The organism is Candidatus Regiella endosymbiont of Tuberolachnus salignus (genome assembly GCF_964020115.1).
Classification (GTDB): Bacteria; Pseudomonadota; Gammaproteobacteria; order Enterobacterales; family Enterobacteriaceae; genus Regiella; species Regiella insecticola.
Genome location: NZ_OZ026542.1, coordinates 1861859 through 1877880 on the forward strand (window position 1 = coordinate 1861859; position 16022 = coordinate 1877880).

17 protein-coding genes are annotated in these 16022 nt (G+C 42.7%); 10 read left to right on the top strand and 7 right to left on the bottom strand.

The features are described from left to right. Positions 1–79: 79 nt before the first annotated feature. Complete coding sequence (gene ampC, locus AACL30_RS09545) at positions 80–1246, bottom strand: class C beta-lactamase (protein WP_339056483.1); 1167 nt, start codon at positions 1244–1246, stop codon at positions 80–82. A gap of 301 nt (positions 1247–1547) precedes the next feature. After that, entirely contained in the window at positions 1548–2015 is a 468-nt protein-coding gene (locus AACL30_RS09550) for a glycine zipper 2TM domain-containing protein (RefSeq protein WP_176488654.1), read from the bottom strand. Between the two features lie 457 nt (positions 2016–2472). Here AACL30_RS09550 and pdxH point away from each other — a divergent pair, with 457 nt between their 5' ends. The 7 genes from pdxH (at position 2473) to rplS (ending at position 7258) form a co-directional block, all read left to right on the top strand. Continuing rightward, positions 2473–3129, top strand: coding sequence for a pyridoxamine 5'-phosphate oxidase (pdxH, locus tag AACL30_RS09555; RefSeq protein ID WP_339056484.1), 657 nt, complete (start codon positions 2473–2475; stop codon positions 3127–3129). Positions 3130–3337: 208 nt separating this feature from the next. Next, on the top strand, positions 3338–4699 hold the full coding sequence (ffh, locus tag AACL30_RS09560; protein WP_339056485.1) for a signal recognition particle protein: 1362 nt from the start codon (positions 3338–3340) through the stop codon (positions 4697–4699). Between the two features lie 84 nt (positions 4700–4783). Further along, positions 4784–4909: a hypothetical protein gene (locus AACL30_RS09565; protein WP_339056486.1), complete on the top strand. Its 126-nt coding sequence runs from the start codon at positions 4784–4786 to the stop codon at positions 4907–4909. Between the two features lie 151 nt (positions 4910–5060). Beyond that, complete coding sequence (gene rpsP / locus AACL30_RS09570) at positions 5061–5309, top strand: 30S ribosomal protein S16 (protein ID WP_339056487.1); 249 nt, start codon at positions 5061–5063, stop codon at positions 5307–5309. Between the two features lie 28 nt (positions 5310–5337). After that, positions 5338–5886 carry a ribosome maturation factor RimM gene (gene rimM, locus AACL30_RS09575; protein ID WP_339058442.1) on the top strand — a complete coding sequence of 183 codons (549 nt, stop codon included), beginning with the start codon at positions 5338–5340 and terminating at the stop codon, positions 5884–5886. A gap of 101 nt (positions 5887–5987) precedes the next feature. Continuing rightward, positions 5988–6698, top strand: a complete 711-nt coding sequence (gene trmD, locus AACL30_RS09580) for a tRNA (guanosine(37)-N1)-methyltransferase TrmD (protein ID WP_422389601.1) — start codon at positions 5988–5990, stop codon at positions 6696–6698. 212 nt (positions 6699–6910) lie between these two features. Further along, positions 6911–7258, top strand: coding sequence for a 50S ribosomal protein L19 (rplS, locus tag AACL30_RS09585; protein WP_006706498.1), 348 nt, complete (start codon positions 6911–6913; stop codon positions 7256–7258). Between the two features lie 339 nt (positions 7259–7597). Here the strand turns inward: rplS and tusD are convergent, their stop codons facing one another. Together tusD and fkpA are read right to left on the bottom strand one after the other, a co-directional pair. Continuing rightward, positions 7598–7996, bottom strand: coding sequence for a sulfurtransferase complex subunit TusD (tusD, locus tag AACL30_RS09590; protein ID WP_339056489.1), 399 nt, complete (start codon positions 7994–7996; stop codon positions 7598–7600). 491 nt (positions 7997–8487) lie between these two features. Next, a complete protein-coding gene (fkpA, locus tag AACL30_RS09595) occupies positions 8488–9309 on the bottom strand; it encodes an FKBP-type peptidyl-prolyl cis-trans isomerase (protein ID WP_339056490.1) in 822 nt (273 codons plus the stop codon). Between the two features lie 255 nt (positions 9310–9564). On the opposite strand from fkpA, the gene AACL30_RS09600 reads away from it, so the two are divergent. Both AACL30_RS09600 and yihA read left to right on the top strand, forming a co-directional pair. After that, complete coding sequence (locus AACL30_RS09600; protein WP_339056491.1) at positions 9565–9777, top strand: SlyX family protein; 213 nt, start codon at positions 9565–9567, stop codon at positions 9775–9777. Positions 9778–10097: 320 nt separating this feature from the next. Next, the gene (gene yihA, locus AACL30_RS09605; protein WP_422389542.1) at positions 10098–10736 is read left to right on the top strand and encodes a ribosome biogenesis GTP-binding protein YihA/YsxC; all 639 of its coding nucleotides are present in this window, start codon (positions 10098–10100) and stop codon (positions 10734–10736) included. A gap of 514 nt (positions 10737–11250) precedes the next feature. Here yihA and AACL30_RS09610 read toward each other — a convergent pair. The 3 genes from AACL30_RS09610 to AACL30_RS09620 all read right to left on the bottom strand — a co-directional run bounded on the left by AACL30_RS09610 (position 11251) and on the right by AACL30_RS09620 (position 14198). Continuing rightward, entirely contained in the window at positions 11251–11871 is a 621-nt protein-coding gene (locus AACL30_RS09610) for a hypothetical protein (protein WP_339056492.1), read from the bottom strand. Positions 11872–11888: 17 nt separating this feature from the next. After that, positions 11889–12652 (bottom strand): IS5 family transposase gene (locus tag AACL30_RS09615; protein ID WP_422389587.1). Its coding sequence is split into 2 segments (ribosomal slippage): positions 11889–12292 and positions 12292–12652, totalling 765 coding nucleotides; the frame shifts between segments, so codons are not numbered across the junction. An 85-nt stretch (positions 12653–12737) separates the two neighbouring features. Then, entirely contained in the window at positions 12738–14198 is a 1461-nt protein-coding gene (locus AACL30_RS09620) for a hypothetical protein (RefSeq protein WP_339056493.1), read from the bottom strand. Positions 14199–14428: 230 nt separating this feature from the next. Between AACL30_RS09620 and tilS the strand changes: the two genes are divergently transcribed. Next, entirely contained in the window at positions 14429–15769 is a 1341-nt protein-coding gene (gene tilS, locus AACL30_RS09625; protein WP_422389602.1) for a tRNA lysidine(34) synthetase TilS, read from the top strand. Positions 15770–16022 lie beyond the last annotated feature (253 nt).

Below are 16022 nucleotides of genomic sequence, written 5' to 3' on the forward strand. Positions count from 1 at the left end.
CCAGGATCTGCGTTCAGATTGAAACCTGAACGCGATCTGGTACGACCTAACGCTCTAAGAGCCTGCCGCTGTAAATCTACTACAACTTATCGAGTTGCTCTAAAATTTCATATCCCGCTTTTACTCTTTGATCGATGGGATAAGATTTGTTGGCCAATATCACAACGCCTCTTTTTTTGCTCGGCACAAAAGCGATGTAATTGGCAAAACCATTGGTTGAGCCTGTTTTATTGATCAACACATCTGCGGTTGGCCGTAAATTAGAGATGATGCGAGTAGTAGGTGTATCTTTAAGAAGTGCGGCATTTCCTTTAAATAATTCTTTAATGTCAGTTGGATAATGATATTGCTCCCACATTAAATTTTGTGTTATCCCCTCTGCTTTGAAATAAACGAGATGCGTGTTATCTATCGCATCCTGAAGTTTTTGATTAACGGTTATTTCGTTCATATTAGCTTGAATATAGCGAACGAGATCATGGGTGCAGGATTTCAAACCATAGGCTTCAGATGACAACACAGCAGGTTTCATCCGAATCGGAGAGCCTGTCTGTGTGTAACCTTGCGCGTAATCCTTCATTTTATCCGCTGGAACATCAATATAGGTGTGAGTCATTCCAAGTGGTGTCAATATTATATTTTTCAGCAAACTATCATAAGAGCCCTGCAAACTTTTAGCCGTTACTATGCCAAGCAGACCAATGCCTAGATTGGAATAAACTCGATATGTACCAATGGGGTAAGGAGGTTGCCATTGCTTAAAATAGTCCATTAGTTCATCTTTATTCTTAATATTTTCAGGAACAAACAACGGCAGGCCTGATGTGTGCGTAGCCAAATTTAATAAACTAATTTTATCAAACGCGGTCTTTGCAAGATCAGGCAGGTGTTCACTGGCATGATCTGAAAGCGAAAGTTTATTACTGACCGCGGCATAAGAAGCCAATATTGCAGTAAAGGTCTTACTGATTGAACCTATTTCAAAAAGCGTTTGATTGGTTATAGGCGCAGCTGCTTCTTTTGACATGACACCATAGTTGTAAAAATAATGATTACCATCCAGGGTGACAGCAACCGCCATGCCGGGGATGTTATATTCTTGTATTAATGGCTGAACGGTATCATTGACAATCTTATCGATCCTAGCTTGATAAATATTTTCCGCAGCATAATTGCGAGTAGCCATCAAACTTAGACAAAAAAACATCAATGATTGCAATACCTTCTTGATAAACACATAGCGCATATATTCTCCGTATTAAGATGAGGCAAGTGAATGACATCGACAAAAATCCTAGCAGCTTGTTCGAACTCTCTTGTGTTCGCTGATATACCCTTCGTCTTTGAAGCCACCACGTTGTTAGCTGCCAGCCCTCGCCCTCATGGTAGGTCTACGTTCATCGGCCTCACCCCCTGAGCCGCCTAGCGGCAACTTCAAGGACGATAGGTATATTAGATAAAAAAAAGGGCGATAAGTGTTCATTTACTCTGTAAATTACACTTTATCGCCTGTTTTTACTTAATTAAGGCTCGTTCTAGAAAATTTTTTAACGGGGGCTAACGGTGACATTATTACCACTACCTGCCAAGAGTACACGTTGACCAGGGCTAAATTGGGTTTTACCTTGTTTTTGTACCACTGAAATAGTGACACCATCATCTTTACGAATTTCTAACTGAACACCTTTAGTCGTATTTAGCTTGCCTTGTATCCCTTGACCCGCCATCCCCCCGGCTACTGCACCGGCCGCAGTTGCTAAGCTTTGGCCTCTACCCCCACCGATGGTATTTCCTAAAAATCCGCCTAAAACAGCACCACCAATAGCGCCCATGACATTGGATTTATCTCCTCCTTGAATAGTAACGGGACGCACAGAGATCACTGTGCCGTAGGATACAGCCTGTGCTTGCTTAGCTTGGTGGTCGCTAAAAACATCACCGGATGTGGTGCTAAGATTAGTACAGCCTGTCAAAGTAGCTGTGGCAATAGTCACAACGAGTAAAGACTTAATCATAAAAGCTCCTGTTTAGAAATAGATGATCGTTGTAAAGTTAATTGCATTTATCTAAGAGCCTGTTCGAAATATCTTGTGCTCACTGATACTTCGTCAAATATGAGCTTAAAAAGATTTCGAGCAGGCTCTAACAAATACTCAATGTTGATGTGATGTTGTGACTGCTCCCCGCCCATATTATGCGAGGGGTTACGACGAATTTTGCTAAAAGCAAAATTGATAACTCAATTATGCGATTCTAGCAGAAAAAAAACAACTCGGCCAAAACATGACGCCAATAATAATAGCGGGTTTGAAACCTTCTTTATAACGAGCATAAGAAATTGCTAACCGGCTCTATAAATACCGATTAAAATAAGAGCCTGTTCGAAATCTCTTATGCTTATTAAAGAAGATTTCGAATAGGCTCTGAGAGTAAAATAATAACCATTCAATCCTCGCTTCCATCAAGGTTTTTATGTCTGAATGCAATGAATCTGGAATTGAAAATTTACGGCGTGAATATATAGGCGGCAAGCTATGCAGTAAGGATCTTCCCTCTGATCCGTTAGTCTTATTCACCGCCTGGTTCGAAGAAGCAAAGCAAGAAGAGAAGATCAAAGATCCCTCCGCGATCTGTGTTGCTACGGTCGATGGCTATGGCAGACCTTTTCAACGCACCGTTTTGCTTAAACATTATGATGAACAAGGTATGGTATTTTACGGCAATCTAAAGAGTCGTAAGGCGCTGCATTTAAAAGAAAATCCATATATCAGTTTATTATTTCCATGGTATGCATTAGATCGACAAGTTACTTTTCTTGGCAAAGCTGAACCGCTGCCGCGTGATCAAGTAGAAAGTTATTTCGCCAGTCGGCCAAAGGATAGCCAAATTGCTGCTTTGGTTTCTCATCAATCTTGTACAATTGCTAGCCGCCAGGTATTGGAAGCGGAATTCAGTAAATGTCAGCAGCAATATCAACAGAGCACAGTTCCGGTTCCAGATTATTGGGGAGGATTTTGTGTTTGTTTTGACTCGGTAGAATTTTGGCAAGGAAGAGCATCCCGTCTTCATGATCGTTTTCTCTATCAACGCAGTAAAGAGGGCTGGGAAAAGAGTCGATTAGCACCATGATCAGAATTTTGGTACTGGACTTCTTAGAGCCTATTACAGACAGTGCAAATAGTACGGCAAGCGATGACAACACAGAATCAAATTAAACTGATTTGGCTATATATCTCATAGTAAAGCCTAGCAGAGATCACATTAACCTCGTGTTATAATCACTCTACAGTGTCGTTAACGCGGCTTCTTTACACCTTACACTTTGAGCAGAAAATAAATGTTTGACAATTTAACTGATCGATTATCGCGTACATTGCGTCATATCAGCGGTCGTGGGCGGCTAACAGAAGACAATATTAAAAACACGTTGCGTGAAATCCGCATAGCTTTGTTGGAAGCTGACGTAGCCCTGCCAGTTGTGAATGATTTTATCAACCTGATTAAAGAACGCGCAGTGGGGCGTGAAGTCAATAAAAGCCTTACTCCAGGGCAGGAATTGGTAAAAATAGTTAAGGATGAATTGACCTCCGCGATGGGGAAGGTCAATAGCGAGTTAAATTTAGCGACTCAGCCCCCCGCAGTGATATTAATGGCGGGTTTGCAGGGAGTGGGTAAAACCACCAGTGTTGCTAAACTCGGCAAATTTCTTAAAGAAAAACAGAAGAAAAAAGTGTTAGTAGTATCAGCTGATGTTTATCGCCCAGCGGCGATAAAACAGTTAGAAACCTTAGCACAGGGTGTTGGCATCGATTTTTTCGCCTCAAATTTACACCAAAAACCAATTGATATCGTTAATCTGGCTCTTGAGACAGCAAAACTTAAATTTTATGATGTTCTCATCGTCGATACGGCAGGTCGTCTACATGTTGATGAAACCATGATGGACGAAATTAAACAATTACATTCTGCCATTAATCCAGTAGAAACCTTATTTGTCGTTGATGCGATGACAGGACAGGATGCTGCGAATATCGCCAAAAGCTTTAACGACGCGCTGCCACTCACGGGGGTAATATTAACTAAAGTTGATGGCGATGCGCGAGGGGGGGCAGCTTTATCTATCCGCCACATCACTGGAAAGCCAATAAAATTTCTTGGCATGGGTGAAAAAAGTGAAGCATTGGAAGCCTTCCATCCTGATCGAATAGCCTCGCGCATTCTTGGCATGGGCGATGTATTGTCATTAATTGAACACATTGAAGACAAAGTCGATCGAACACAAGCTGAAAAAATGGCAGTTAAGCTGAAGAAAGGTCGTGGATTTGATCTGACCGATTTTCTTGAGCAGCTCAAGCAGATGGAAAAGATGGGCGGTATGACCAGTCTGCTAAATAAAATACCCGGTGCTAACGCCTTGCCCAGTAATATAAAAGTACCCATAGATGACAAAATGACGCAAGGCATGAAGGCGATGATTAATTCCATGACCCATAAAGAGCGCACTAAACCTGAAATTATTAAGGGCTCTCGCAAACGGCGTATCGCCAGTGGCTCAGGTATGCAAGTTCAGGATGTTAATCGCTTGTTGAAACAGTTTGATGATATGCAACGTATGATGAAAAAGATGCAGAAAGGCGGGCTGGCAAAAATGATGCGGGGAATGAAAGGTATGATACCACCAGGTTTTCCCGGTCGTTAACTCAGTCTAAGAGACTATACCCAATGAATTTCGAGTTACGGCAAGGCGGCAATCAATCGAATCCCAGGAGTGTACAAATAGTACATGACGGGGATGAGAGCCAGCAGCCAACAACGCGGCGGCTTCAAAGGCGAGGGGTATACAAAAGTAAATGCGCATTTTGAGCGCGTTTTTGATGAAATATCAACGAGCACAAGAGATTTTGAATAGGCTCTAAAATAAATTGAGTTCAAGAAAATACCGCTTTAGATTGCTTTTTGCACCGAAGTCAGTAGAATTTTGAAACTTTTTACGTGTAGCAGGTTCCGTCTCCACGCGAGATCTGATTGTTTTGTTAATTTGTTAATTGAAAGAGGATGTTATGGTAACCATTCGTTTGGCTCGGGGCGGCGCTAAAAAGCGGCCATTCTACCAAGTAGTCGTCACTGACAGTCGTAATGCTCGTGATGGTCGTTTTATCGAACGTGTCGGTTTTTTCAATCCGATAGCATCGGGTAAGGCTGATGTTTTACGTTTAGATTTGGAGCGTATCAAATATTGGTTCGAACAAGGTGCTAGCGCCTCTGAACGTGTAGTGACACTGATCAAAAATTTTGAAAAAGCCGCTTGATAAATCATCTTCAGCTCAAGTAATAATGATGAAAAGAACACCGGATTTTGTTGTTCCCACTCAGAAAATTGTGGTGGGAAAAATGGGCTCGACTTATGGTGTTCGGGGGTGGCTAAGGCTGTTTTCGTCTACCGAAATCGCGAGTAATATCTTTGACTATCAACCCTGGTTTATACAGCATGCCGGACGGTGGCAATCTATTGAACTAGAAGGATGGAAGCACCACAACCACGATCTGATCATAAAAATCAAAAGCGTCGATGATCAGGGGGCGGCAAGTCAGCTAACTAATTGTGAAATTGTGGTTGACTCGACACAATTACCGGTGTTGAGCACGAATGATTACTATTGGAAGGATCTAATCGGTTGCCAGGTAATCACAACGAGTGGTTATCAATTGGGTAAAATCATTGATATGATGGAAACTGGCTCTAACAACGTAATGGTTGTAAAGGCAGACCTAAAAGATGCGTTTGGTATTAAGGAACGTTTGATCCCCTATCTCGATAAGCAAGTTGTAAAGCGAGTTAATGTTGACGATAAACGGGTTGAAGTGGATTGGGAGCCTAATTTTTGAACTCGAGATTACTTCACGATGGTGCGTCGAAAAAAATTGAGCTAAACACGACTAAAACAAATGACCCGATCGAGATCGGGGTTGTTAGCCTGTTTCCTGAAATGTTTCGCGCCATAACCGATTATGGTGTCACGGGGCGAGCCGTAAAAAATGACCTGCTCAAGATAACATGTTGGGATCCACGTAAATTCACTATTGATCGGCATCATACCGTAGATGACCGTCCTTATGGCGGTGGACCCGGAATGTTGATGATGGTGCAACCTTTATGCGAAGCAATTCATGCAGCAAAAAAAGCGCTGGGTGGTGTAGTAGAAAAAGTTATCTATTTATCCCCCCAAGGACGTAAGCTTGACCAACAAGGTGTTCGTGAATTGGCAACGCATAAGAAAATTATTCTAGTGTGTGGTCGCTATGAAGGCATCGATGAACGTGTGATTGATACGGAAATTACCGAAGAATGGTCAATTGGTGATTACGTTCTCAGCGGTGGTGAGTTACCTGCAATGGTTTTACTTGATGCTATCTCCCGTTTTATACCGGGTGTTTTAGGTCATCAGGCCTCAGCTGAGGAGGATTCATTTGTTGATGGGCTGTTGGACTGCCCGCATTATACCCGTCCTGAAAGGTTAGAGGGGCTGGAAGTACCTGCGGTATTACTGTCAGGCAATCATGCTGAGATCCAGCGCTGGCGCTTAAGGCAGTCTCTGGGACGTACTTGGCTTAGAAGACCTGAACTTCTGGAAAACCTAGCTCTGACTGACGAGCAAAAATTGTTGCTAGCTGAGTTCCAACAGGAACACACAGTTTGAGTAACACAGTACCATGCAAAAGCGATGAGAGGAATGTTGTGCATCTTTCTAACCCTCAGTCTTTTAAGTTGCCGCTAGGCGGCCAAAGGTGAGGCCGATGATACATGATTCGGCGAGCACCCGCAGCCAACAACGCGGCGGCCTCAAGGGTGAAGAGGATATGCCAACTAGCCCTTAATTTATATCAGTTTATCTAGGATAAGAGATTGGTTATGAGCAATATCATTAAGCAACTTGAACAAGAACAAATGAAACCAGATGTCACCAAATTCAGACCTGGTGATTCCATAGAAGTAAAAGTATGGGTGGTTGAAGGGGCAAAAAAACGTCTTCAGGCCTTTGAAGGGGTCGTTATTGCGGTGCGTAATCGCGGTCTACACTCTGCATTTACTGTACGTAAGATTTCTAACGGCGAAGGCATTGAACGTGTATTCCAAACACACTCTCCTATCATTGACAGCATTACTGTTAAACGACGCGGAGATGTTCGTAAAGCCAAATTATATTATCTACGTGAGCGCACAGGTAAAGCAGCTCGTATCAAAGAACGTCTCAAGTAAGAGATAAGCAGCTTCACATTTTTTACTTGTGTAGCCGCCATTAAGAGCCTATTCAAAATCTTCTTAAGCGACACTCAATTGATAAAAAAACGGGCGAAAAAGCGCAGTTGCCTTTTGTTACAAAAACAAGAAGGTAAATGAACATTTTGAGCCCGTTTTTGACAAAAGACTTTCTTGCAAAACCGTAGCGAGGGGTGTGAAGTCAAGGCACAGGGTACGCAGCAACCGCAGTGTACATATGCTAGTACATGAGGATTGCGAGCACCGCGCAACGCAGAATTCACACCACGCAGTAGGTTATGCAAGCAGTCTAAAGTATCAGCGAGCATAAGAAATTTCTTAAAACTGGATAATGCGATCACAGGTGAATAACGCCTCGGCTAATGCTCCCAGCCCACCTAGCGTAAACCCGGGCTGTAGATTGATAGCGACAGTATGATCTTCAGTCTGATTCTTATCACAAACACCCCGCCGTTGAGCAGCTGAAATACACACATTTAGCTGCACTTTATTGTCTTTGGCTAACTGTGACCAGGCTCTGACCAAATCAAACTCATCATTGGCCGGGGCGGTCAATCGATTAGCATTTAAAACACCTTCACGATAGAAAAAAATATTGCTTAGCCGATGTCTTGCCTCCAACAGAGCCAAAGCAAATTGATAAGCGCTGCTTGCCTGCTGAGTGCCATAAGCTGAGCCGGTAACCAGCAAACAATAACTTAAACTTAAAGGCTCCATATTAAACCTCTGCAAAATCTATGCTCGACGCGAATATTTATTTATATATCCACAGTCCTTCAAGTCGCAGCGCGGCGGTCAGGGTGTTAGGGGCTGATGAGCATAGACAAACTACTATACCCTTCGCCTTTGAAGCAGCCGCGTTGTTGGCTGCGAGCCCTCGCCCGAATCATGTAGTAGGTCTACACTCATCGGGTCTCACGCCCTGGCCGCCTAGCGGCAACTTCAAAGACAAAGGATACATAGCCGAATCAGTTTAATTTGATTCTATGTTGTCGTCGCTTGCCGTACTATTTGTACTGTCTGCGCTCCTCCGCCTTGAATCAAATTAAACTGATTCGGCTATATGTGATTCAGACGAGCACCCGCAGCCAACAAAGCTGCAAACTTCCAAAGGCGAAGAGGATAGACTTGTTGCACGGCACAGCCCAATCATTTTATTGAATCAAATTAAAATGATTGGGCTATATCCGCGGTCTTTACACAGTTAATTATTTAGGTGCTGGCGTATCGGTAGTGGAAGGCGCTTTTTCTGTTGATACGGGTTTTGATTTCACGTCCAGCAGCTCCACTTCAAATTTCAGCGTGGAATTGCCAGGGATATTATTTTGGACGCCCTCTTTACCATAGGCCAAATCAGGGGGGATGACTAAGGTAATCTTACCGCCTTTTTTCAGCAGTTTCATACCCTCTTGCCAACCTGGAATAACACCATTAAGAGGGAAAGAGGTCGGTTCAGAACGCTTATAAGAGTTATCAAATTCAGTGCCATCAATCAGATTTCCTTTGTAGTGAACTGTCACAGTATCCGTATCTTTTGGAGCCTGACCTGTCCCTGGTTTTTCTATGTGATAGAGTAAACCAGATGCTGTTTTTTTCACGCCTTTTTCTTTAGCGAATTTTTCACGGTATTTCTTACCGGCCGCCTCGTTATCTTCCGCCTCTTTCACCTCTTTTTCCATTCTTACCTTAGTCTTGTCTGTTACCTGTGCTTCAAATGCCTTTAAAATAGTGTTTATTTCTTCGTTACTGAGTTTTTTTCTATCGTTTAACGCTTCCTGAACTCCGGTTACAAATCGCTCTTTATCTAATTCTATGCCCAATTTTTTTTGTTCTTGAAAAGAATTTGCCATGTAGACTCCCAAAGAAGCCCCTAAAGCATAGGAAGTTTTTTCACCTTCAGTTTTGAAGTTATTGTCAGTTTTTGTTGTTACAGATTTATCTGCGGTTTCTGCAATGGCGAATGCTTGAGAGGTGTTTAGGGTTAGCGTGATGGTCATCGCCAACAGGGTAAATTTAAACCGTGATTTCATTTATTTCTCCAATAGATTAATTCTTTCTTCAGCAACAGTTTTAAGAGCCTATTCGAAATCCCTTGTGCTCGCTGATACTTTACGAAAATAGGGCTTAAATACTCGTTTACTTCGTGTAAACTGTGCTTTTGTTCATCTTTCCCTGAGCTCAGCTTAAAAAAATTTCGAATAGACGCTAACAGATATAACACCACTTCAGGTTAAAATAATAGCGATCAATTATGCGTAATGATTCTCCACCGGCAGGAAAATATCATGAAACCTTTGTCATTTGAAGAGCGGCTAGAAAAACTGGAAAGCCAGATAGCTTTTCAGGATAAAAGCATTGAAGAATTGGAACTCATTGTGACGGAAAACCGCAATACAATCGATAAATTACAAAAGCAACTGCATTTACTCGGTGAAAGATTGCCAGAAACATCAATTCTAGCAGCTGTTTCAGAAGAAGCGCCACCACCCCATTATTAGACTTCTGTATAACCTACTGCGTGGTGTGAATTTCTGCGTTACCGGTGCTCGCAATAGGCTCTATACCCAATGAATTTCGAGTTACGGCAAGGCGGTATCCCAGGAGTGTACAGGTAGTACATGACAGGGATAAATGATCGCTGCCAACGCCGCTGTATAGCCGAATCAGTCTAATTTGATTCAAGGCGGAGGCGCACAAACAGTACAAATAGTACAAATAGTACGGTAAGCGACGACAACGCAGAATCAAATTAGACTGATTCGGCTATAACTTGAAAGGCAAAGGGTATAACACCGCTACACAATATCCATTCATCATCATGGAAACGAAAAATTTGACCACTAAAGAACTTAATTACACTACAACGCGTTTTATCAGTAGCGCACCAGATATTCATCATCTTCCAGCTAATGAGGGAATTGAGATTGCATTTGCTGGCCGTTCTAATGCAGGTAAATCGAGTGCACTGAATGCGTTGACTCATAAAAAAGGTTTAGCACGAACCAGTAAAACACCAGGACGTACCCAGCTAATCAATTTATTTGAAGTTGCCGATGGAAAGTGTTTGGTAGATTTACCCGGTTATGGTTACGCCGCAGTGAAAAAAGAAATAAAAAATCAGTGGCAGCATGCTTTAAATGACTACCTAAATAAACGTGAATGCTTGAAAGGTCTGGTGGTACTGATGGACATTCGCCATCCGTTAAAAGAGTCAGATCAACAGATGATTAGCTGGGCGGTTGCTGTCGACATTCCCATTTTTTTACTGCTGACAAAAGCAGATAAATTAGCTACCAGTGCGGCTAAAGCGCAACTTAATAGGGTACGCGAAGCGGTGCTCCCTTTTATGGGGGATATTCAAGTAGAAAATTTTTCATCACTGAAAAAAACAGGAGTCGATAAATTACGTGCAAAATTGGATAACTGGTTTAATGGCATCGTAACAGCAAATATATAAAATATCGGCGCGCTACGGATTTGCCGCGGTAGGCTGCTGTGATGTCAATCTCTTAGTCACACAGGAGACTTATTACAAAACCTACCGGCAGTTTTGCAAGAAATTTCATGGTATAGCCGAATCAGTTTAATTTGATTCAAGGCGAGGAGCGTAGACAGTACAAATAGTACGGCAAGTGACGACAACACTTAAATCAAATTAAACTGATTCGGCTATGGCACTGTTAACAAAGTTAAATTATTGAATAAAAAAGAATTTATAAAAATATTTAGGACGCATAAAATAATGATGAGATAAAAATAATACTTTTTGTGATCGGCTTCATCATTGAGAGAATTCGCCGATCGCTGCCATAAAAAATCGATTCATCTGTTTTTTTTAAAGAGGAACCGTTTACTTTGAATGCATTTAAATTATAATAATTTCAATAAGTTAAATGAATACACTTTGTTAACAGTGCCATATTTCCTTCGCCTTTGAAGTGGGAAGCCTCGTCCCATAGGGCGGGGAGCAGTCACTGAGTGAATTTATATAACGTAAAGTTATTTTTATCAGCCGGACGTTGTCCAACCCAAATCGGGATCCAGTGATCAGCTTGTATTTTTTCAGGATGGTGCACATTATCTTGAACTAGCAAAAATAGGCAACGTTGGGCGTTTTTATTGAGTGTCACCCCATCACCTTCACCTGAGTGGCCTTCATAGATTTTTATCGCCACTTTACCTGTCACATAATGCAACATACTCTGTTCGGACTCTCCAAGGCCACTGGTTGCAAGACATTCACTATTCTGAATAAAAGGAGCAAGTGTTAGGAAAGTGTCTTGATAGCTGCGTGCGGCGTTGATCCAAGGCATCAATAGTAAAAATGTGATAGACCAGGTTACAGCTAACCCCGAGGCCCATGACAGCAACATCGAATGGTTATCCGATTTTTTAATAATAATTAACCATAAAATGATAATAATCATGGCTAATGTAAATAGATACCATTTCGTTTGTAAGGCAAAGGGCAAGGGTAATACATTATCAATGTCAGACCACAATACTTGCAGTAACCGTGCCTCACCATCCATAACAAGATTAAACCAAGTCAATACTATTATTAACAGTGTGATACCGAAAAAAATGTTCATTACCTTATATAGTGTCGTCATGAGATCTTGAGCCATAGAGCAAGGCATCGTATTTGTACAGCAGCGAGAAAAGAGGAGGTATTTTTTGCATAACGAGTAGCAATACCTCGCCAGCGCTTTAGGTGCAGAAAAGCATTTTCCACGAGATGTCGATGCTTGTAGAGCGCTTTATCGTACTCACGTTGAATTTTACGATTCTTTTTAGGTGGTATTACGATTTGCATGCCGGCTTCTTCTGCTTTTTTAATGATGTTATCACTGTCATAGCCCTTGTCAGCCAACAGATATTCTGCTGCAATACCTTTGGTTAAATTCGTTGCTTGCTGACAATCTGCTGTGGTACCTGATGTAATAAAAATTCTGACCGGCATACCATGCGCATCCACGGCCAGATGTATCTTACTGTTGAGCCCCCTTTTGTGCGCTCCATATCCTGATTACCGCCTTTTGCGCCTGCTGCATGAGGGTGAACTTTGCTATGAGTGGCATCAATCATCAGCCATTCAAAATCTGGCTCCACAATCAGCGCTTCGAGCAGAGACTCCCATAGCCCCTTGTCACGCCAGCGGCAAAACCGGCGATGAGTATTTTTCCAACCGCCATAATCAGGCGGTAAATCACGCCAGGGAGCGCCGGTTCTCAATATCCAGAAAACAGCATTAATAAACTGCCTGTTATCTCTGGCTATGCCACCCCAAGTGCCTTTTCTCCCCGGGAGATGAGCTTCCAATAGGCTCCAAACATGATCGGATATATCGTGGCGGCGATGGGCTAAATTCATTCCCGAATCATCTTTCATTATTGAATCATCTCAACAGTTGTCGTTATTTGTTACATGATAATATATTTTTTATTACGTGACGACACTACTTAGAGCCTGTCTTGTCTAAGCTATGTAATAAAGGAATGAATGGCACTGTTAGTAAAGCCAAGGGTGGGTACAATGGCAGCAGATAAATATCTCGCATTGAAGCTGATGAGAAGAGTGAAAAGAAGCCAGTGGTAAAAAAGAGCAAAACGATGGCATATGCTGATAATTGTGGCCTGAATATCATTTTATACCCTTCGCCTTTGAAGCCGCCGCGTTGTTGGCTGCGAGTGTTCGCCTCATCAGGTAGTCTATCTACGCTCATCGGTCGGTCGCCCTGGCGGCCGAAGGCACCTTCAAGGACTGTGGGTATAAACACGAAGCTATGATGTTTTATTTTGTACGATATCCAACGGATAAAAGCAAAAATGGCACCTATCACAAATAAAATGGATGTTGGCGCACCGTTAACCAGTATTGCGATTATCTTTTCGCTATAGTTTTTGTTATAGACGCCGAGCGGGGCATCAGACAATCCTATAAAACGACCAATATTATTTAGCCAAAACCATTCATGAAAAAGTTCTGCTGAGTGGTGATACAAGGCTAATGGCCACAATATGACGAAAGGTAAAACACCGATAAAAGCCGTGAGGTAGAATCTTAGCTTAGTGTGATTGCGAAAATCCTGAAAGAGAATCAAGCAAAGTAATAATGTTAATCCAGCAATACCAGGGACGAACAATCCTTTTGATAAAAAAGCGATACCAATGCCAGCGCCGAATAAAAAACCACTGATAACTTGCCTGGTTTTCACCTCTTTTGAAGCATTAGACTTCTTTCGAAACCGTAGTTCGTTATGCGAAGTCAAGGCACCCGGCGCACAGCAACCTTCGTTGCCTACAGTACATGAGGATTGCGCGCACCGGGCAACGCAGGATCCGGGTTTCGAAAGAGGTTTATTGCCAACTAGTGCTGCCAAAGCCAAAGTAGCCCCAGCAAGTTGAGCTATATCGGCAGTAAGTTTGTGAATGTGTTCGGTCAAACCAATGATGGCGACTAACAAGGTTATTGAATGCACACGATAAGAAATTGATGTGTGGGAAGGCGCTAGCGACAGTGATTGTCTGTCTATTTCGTCGAACAGACGCGATGCGATGAAACAAAATGCAGCTATTGTTACTGCCATAAAAAGTACAATAGTCAGTCGCGATGATTCATGTGCGGGGATAAAAGGCAGTGCTTTAGCAAATATTGCGCCTATCCAAAATATGAGTGGAGATTTTTCTACAAAGGGATCACCCGCGACATGCGGGATCAGCCATTGATTGTTAATGATGATGTTCCAAATAATGCCGAAGGAATAAGGCTCGTCTGCTTTCCAAGGGAATCGATCAAAAATACCGATTAAACCGTAAGCAAAAAATAAAACATAGATAAACCAAGTAGTAGGGATTTTTTTCAAAATCTGCCAGACTGGCAGAGAAGTCAATGAATATTTTTTTATTGATTTTAACATAAGCTTGGTGTGTCCTACCCTCGTGGATCCTTGAATATACCCTTCGTCTCTGAAGTTACCGCTAGGCAGCCAGAACGACCGACCGATGAGCGTGGACATACCCCATGAGGGCGAGAGCTGGCAGCCAACAACGCGGCGACTCCAAAGGCGAAGGGTATACTTCCTTGTGTTCATTAGAAGGATCTTCTAATAGACACTGAAAAAACTTCTAATAAGATATTTTTTATTTTATAACACTATCAATGAATAAAAATGATGATCTTTTACTCCAGATTAACAAGCAGCTAGCGGGATATCGAGAGCTGCTAGTGGGTTTTAGTGGCGGACTGGATTCCAGTGTTTTGCTGCATCTACTGACTCGTCTACGCACTGGCCAACGGCCTGATCTGAGCATTCGAGCGATCCACATCCACCATGGAATCAACCCACAGGCAAACGATTGGGCAGAACATTGTCAATATCAATGTCAACAATGGCAAGTACCACTAGAAATTGTGTCGGTGCAACTGAATACACACAAAAATGGCATTGAAGCCGCTGCGCGCACAGCGCGTTATCACGCTTTTTCCACCCATCTCACCGACAAAGAAGTGTTATTGACCGCTCAACATCAAGATGATCAATGTGAGACCTTTCTGCTGGCATTAAAACGGGGGAGTGGGCCAACGGGGTTGTCTGCCATGGCGTCAAAAATGGCTTTCGCGCAAAGTCAGTTACTCCGTCCTTTATTGAGCTGTTCCCGACAAAATTTAATGGACTATGCGCAACGGCATCAAATTCAGTGGGTAGAGGATGGGAGTAATCAAGATAGACGTTTTGATCGTAATTTTCTACGGCAAGAAATTATCCCTTTGCTCAATCAACGTTGGCCGCATTTTTCCCAAACGGTCACGCGCAGTGCTAGCCTTTGTGCAGAGCAAGAACAATTGCTTGATGAATTACTCACTGCCACATTAGATCAATGGCAGCATACTGATGGGTCTCTAGCGACTGACGGATTAATCACTATGTCAGAAGTGAAACGCAATGCGGTATTGCGGCGCTGGTTATCTCGCCACCATGTCAGCATGCCGTCTCGAGATCAGTTACAACGTTTATGGCATGAAGTTGTATTAGCGCGTATCGATGCCAATCCTTGTTTACAACTAGGGCAACATCAAGTACGGCGTTTTCGCCAGCGTCTCTATTTATCATCCTCGCAACAAATCAACATAACCCCCCAGTGTTTACACTGGTGTGTCAGTGAAGATCTATTACTTCCCGCTAACTTAGGGGTTCTGCGCCTGACTAATGCCGATGGACAACAAATTCGGGCAGCAAGGCCAGATGAAAGCGTGAAGATCCGTTTTGGCCTGCAAGGAAGGGTGAAAATTGTCGGGCGTGATCGTTCAAGAGAAAGTAAAAAATTATGGCAAGAGCTGGGAGTTGCTCCTTTGATGAGGAATCAGATCCCATTGTTGTATTTTAATGAACAACTAATCGCAGCCTGTGATTTTTTTGTTACTGCTGAAGGACAAGCAAAACAAGGTGAGCATTGTTGGCATTTGCATTGGAATAAATCAATGCAATAGACCTCTTTTGAAACCGTAGCGAATGATGTGAAATCAAGGCACCCGGCACACAGCAACCTTCGTTGACATAAAGTATATGAGGATTACGCGCACCGGGCAACGCAGGATTCACGTCATGCAGTAGGTTTGAGGTCTATAGCCAATGAATTTCGAGTTAAAGGGTAGGGTTGAGTAAACCCTCTAAAAGTTCGCCCCCAATAATGGGACTGTGTCGTCGTCGCTTGCCGTACTATTTGTACTGTCTTGCTTCTCC

Excerpts from the sequence above, each read along its gene's own strand:
- ampC (WP_339056483.1), bottom strand. The coding sequence starts at position 1,246 with ATGCGCTATGTGTTTATCAAGAAGGTATTGCAATCATTGATGTTTTTT.
- AACL30_RS09610 (WP_339056492.1), bottom strand. The coding sequence starts at position 11,871 with ATGAACATTTTTTTCGGTATCACACTGTTAATAATAGTATTGACTTGG.
- rpsP (WP_339056487.1), top strand. The coding sequence starts at position 5,061 with ATGGTAACCATTCGTTTGGCTCGGGGCGGCGCTAAAAAGCGGCCATTC.
- yihA (WP_422389542.1), top strand. The coding sequence starts at position 10,098 with ATGGAAACGAAAAATTTGACCACTAAAGAACTTAATTACACTACAACG.
- fkpA (WP_339056490.1), bottom strand. The coding sequence starts at position 9,309 with ATGAAATCACGGTTTAAATTTACCCTGTTGGCGATGACCATCACGCTA.
- rplS (WP_006706498.1), top strand. The coding sequence starts at position 6,911 with ATGAGCAATATCATTAAGCAACTTGAACAAGAACAAATGAAACCAGAT.
- tusD (WP_339056489.1), bottom strand. The coding sequence starts at position 7,996 with ATGGAGCCTTTAAGTTTAAGTTATTGTTTGCTGGTTACCGGCTCAGCT.
- AACL30_RS09565 (WP_339056486.1), top strand. The coding sequence starts at position 4,784 with ATGACGGGGATGAGAGCCAGCAGCCAACAACGCGGCGGCTTCAAAGGC.
- trmD (WP_422389601.1), top strand. The coding sequence starts at position 5,988 with ATGTTTCGCGCCATAACCGATTATGGTGTCACGGGGCGAGCCGTAAAA.
- AACL30_RS09620 (WP_339056493.1), bottom strand. The coding sequence starts at position 14,198 with ATGTTAAAATCAATAAAAAAATATTCATTGACTTCTCTGCCAGTCTGG.
- AACL30_RS09600 (WP_339056491.1), top strand. The coding sequence starts at position 9,565 with ATGAAACCTTTGTCATTTGAAGAGCGGCTAGAAAAACTGGAAAGCCAG.
- AACL30_RS09550 (WP_176488654.1), bottom strand. The coding sequence starts at position 2,015 with ATGATTAAGTCTTTACTCGTTGTGACTATTGCCACAGCTACTTTGACA.
- rimM (WP_339058442.1), top strand. The coding sequence starts at position 5,338 with ATGAAAAGAACACCGGATTTTGTTGTTCCCACTCAGAAAATTGTGGTG.
- ffh (WP_339056485.1), top strand. The coding sequence starts at position 3,338 with ATGTTTGACAATTTAACTGATCGATTATCGCGTACATTGCGTCATATC.
- pdxH (WP_339056484.1), top strand. The coding sequence starts at position 2,473 with ATGTCTGAATGCAATGAATCTGGAATTGAAAATTTACGGCGTGAATAT.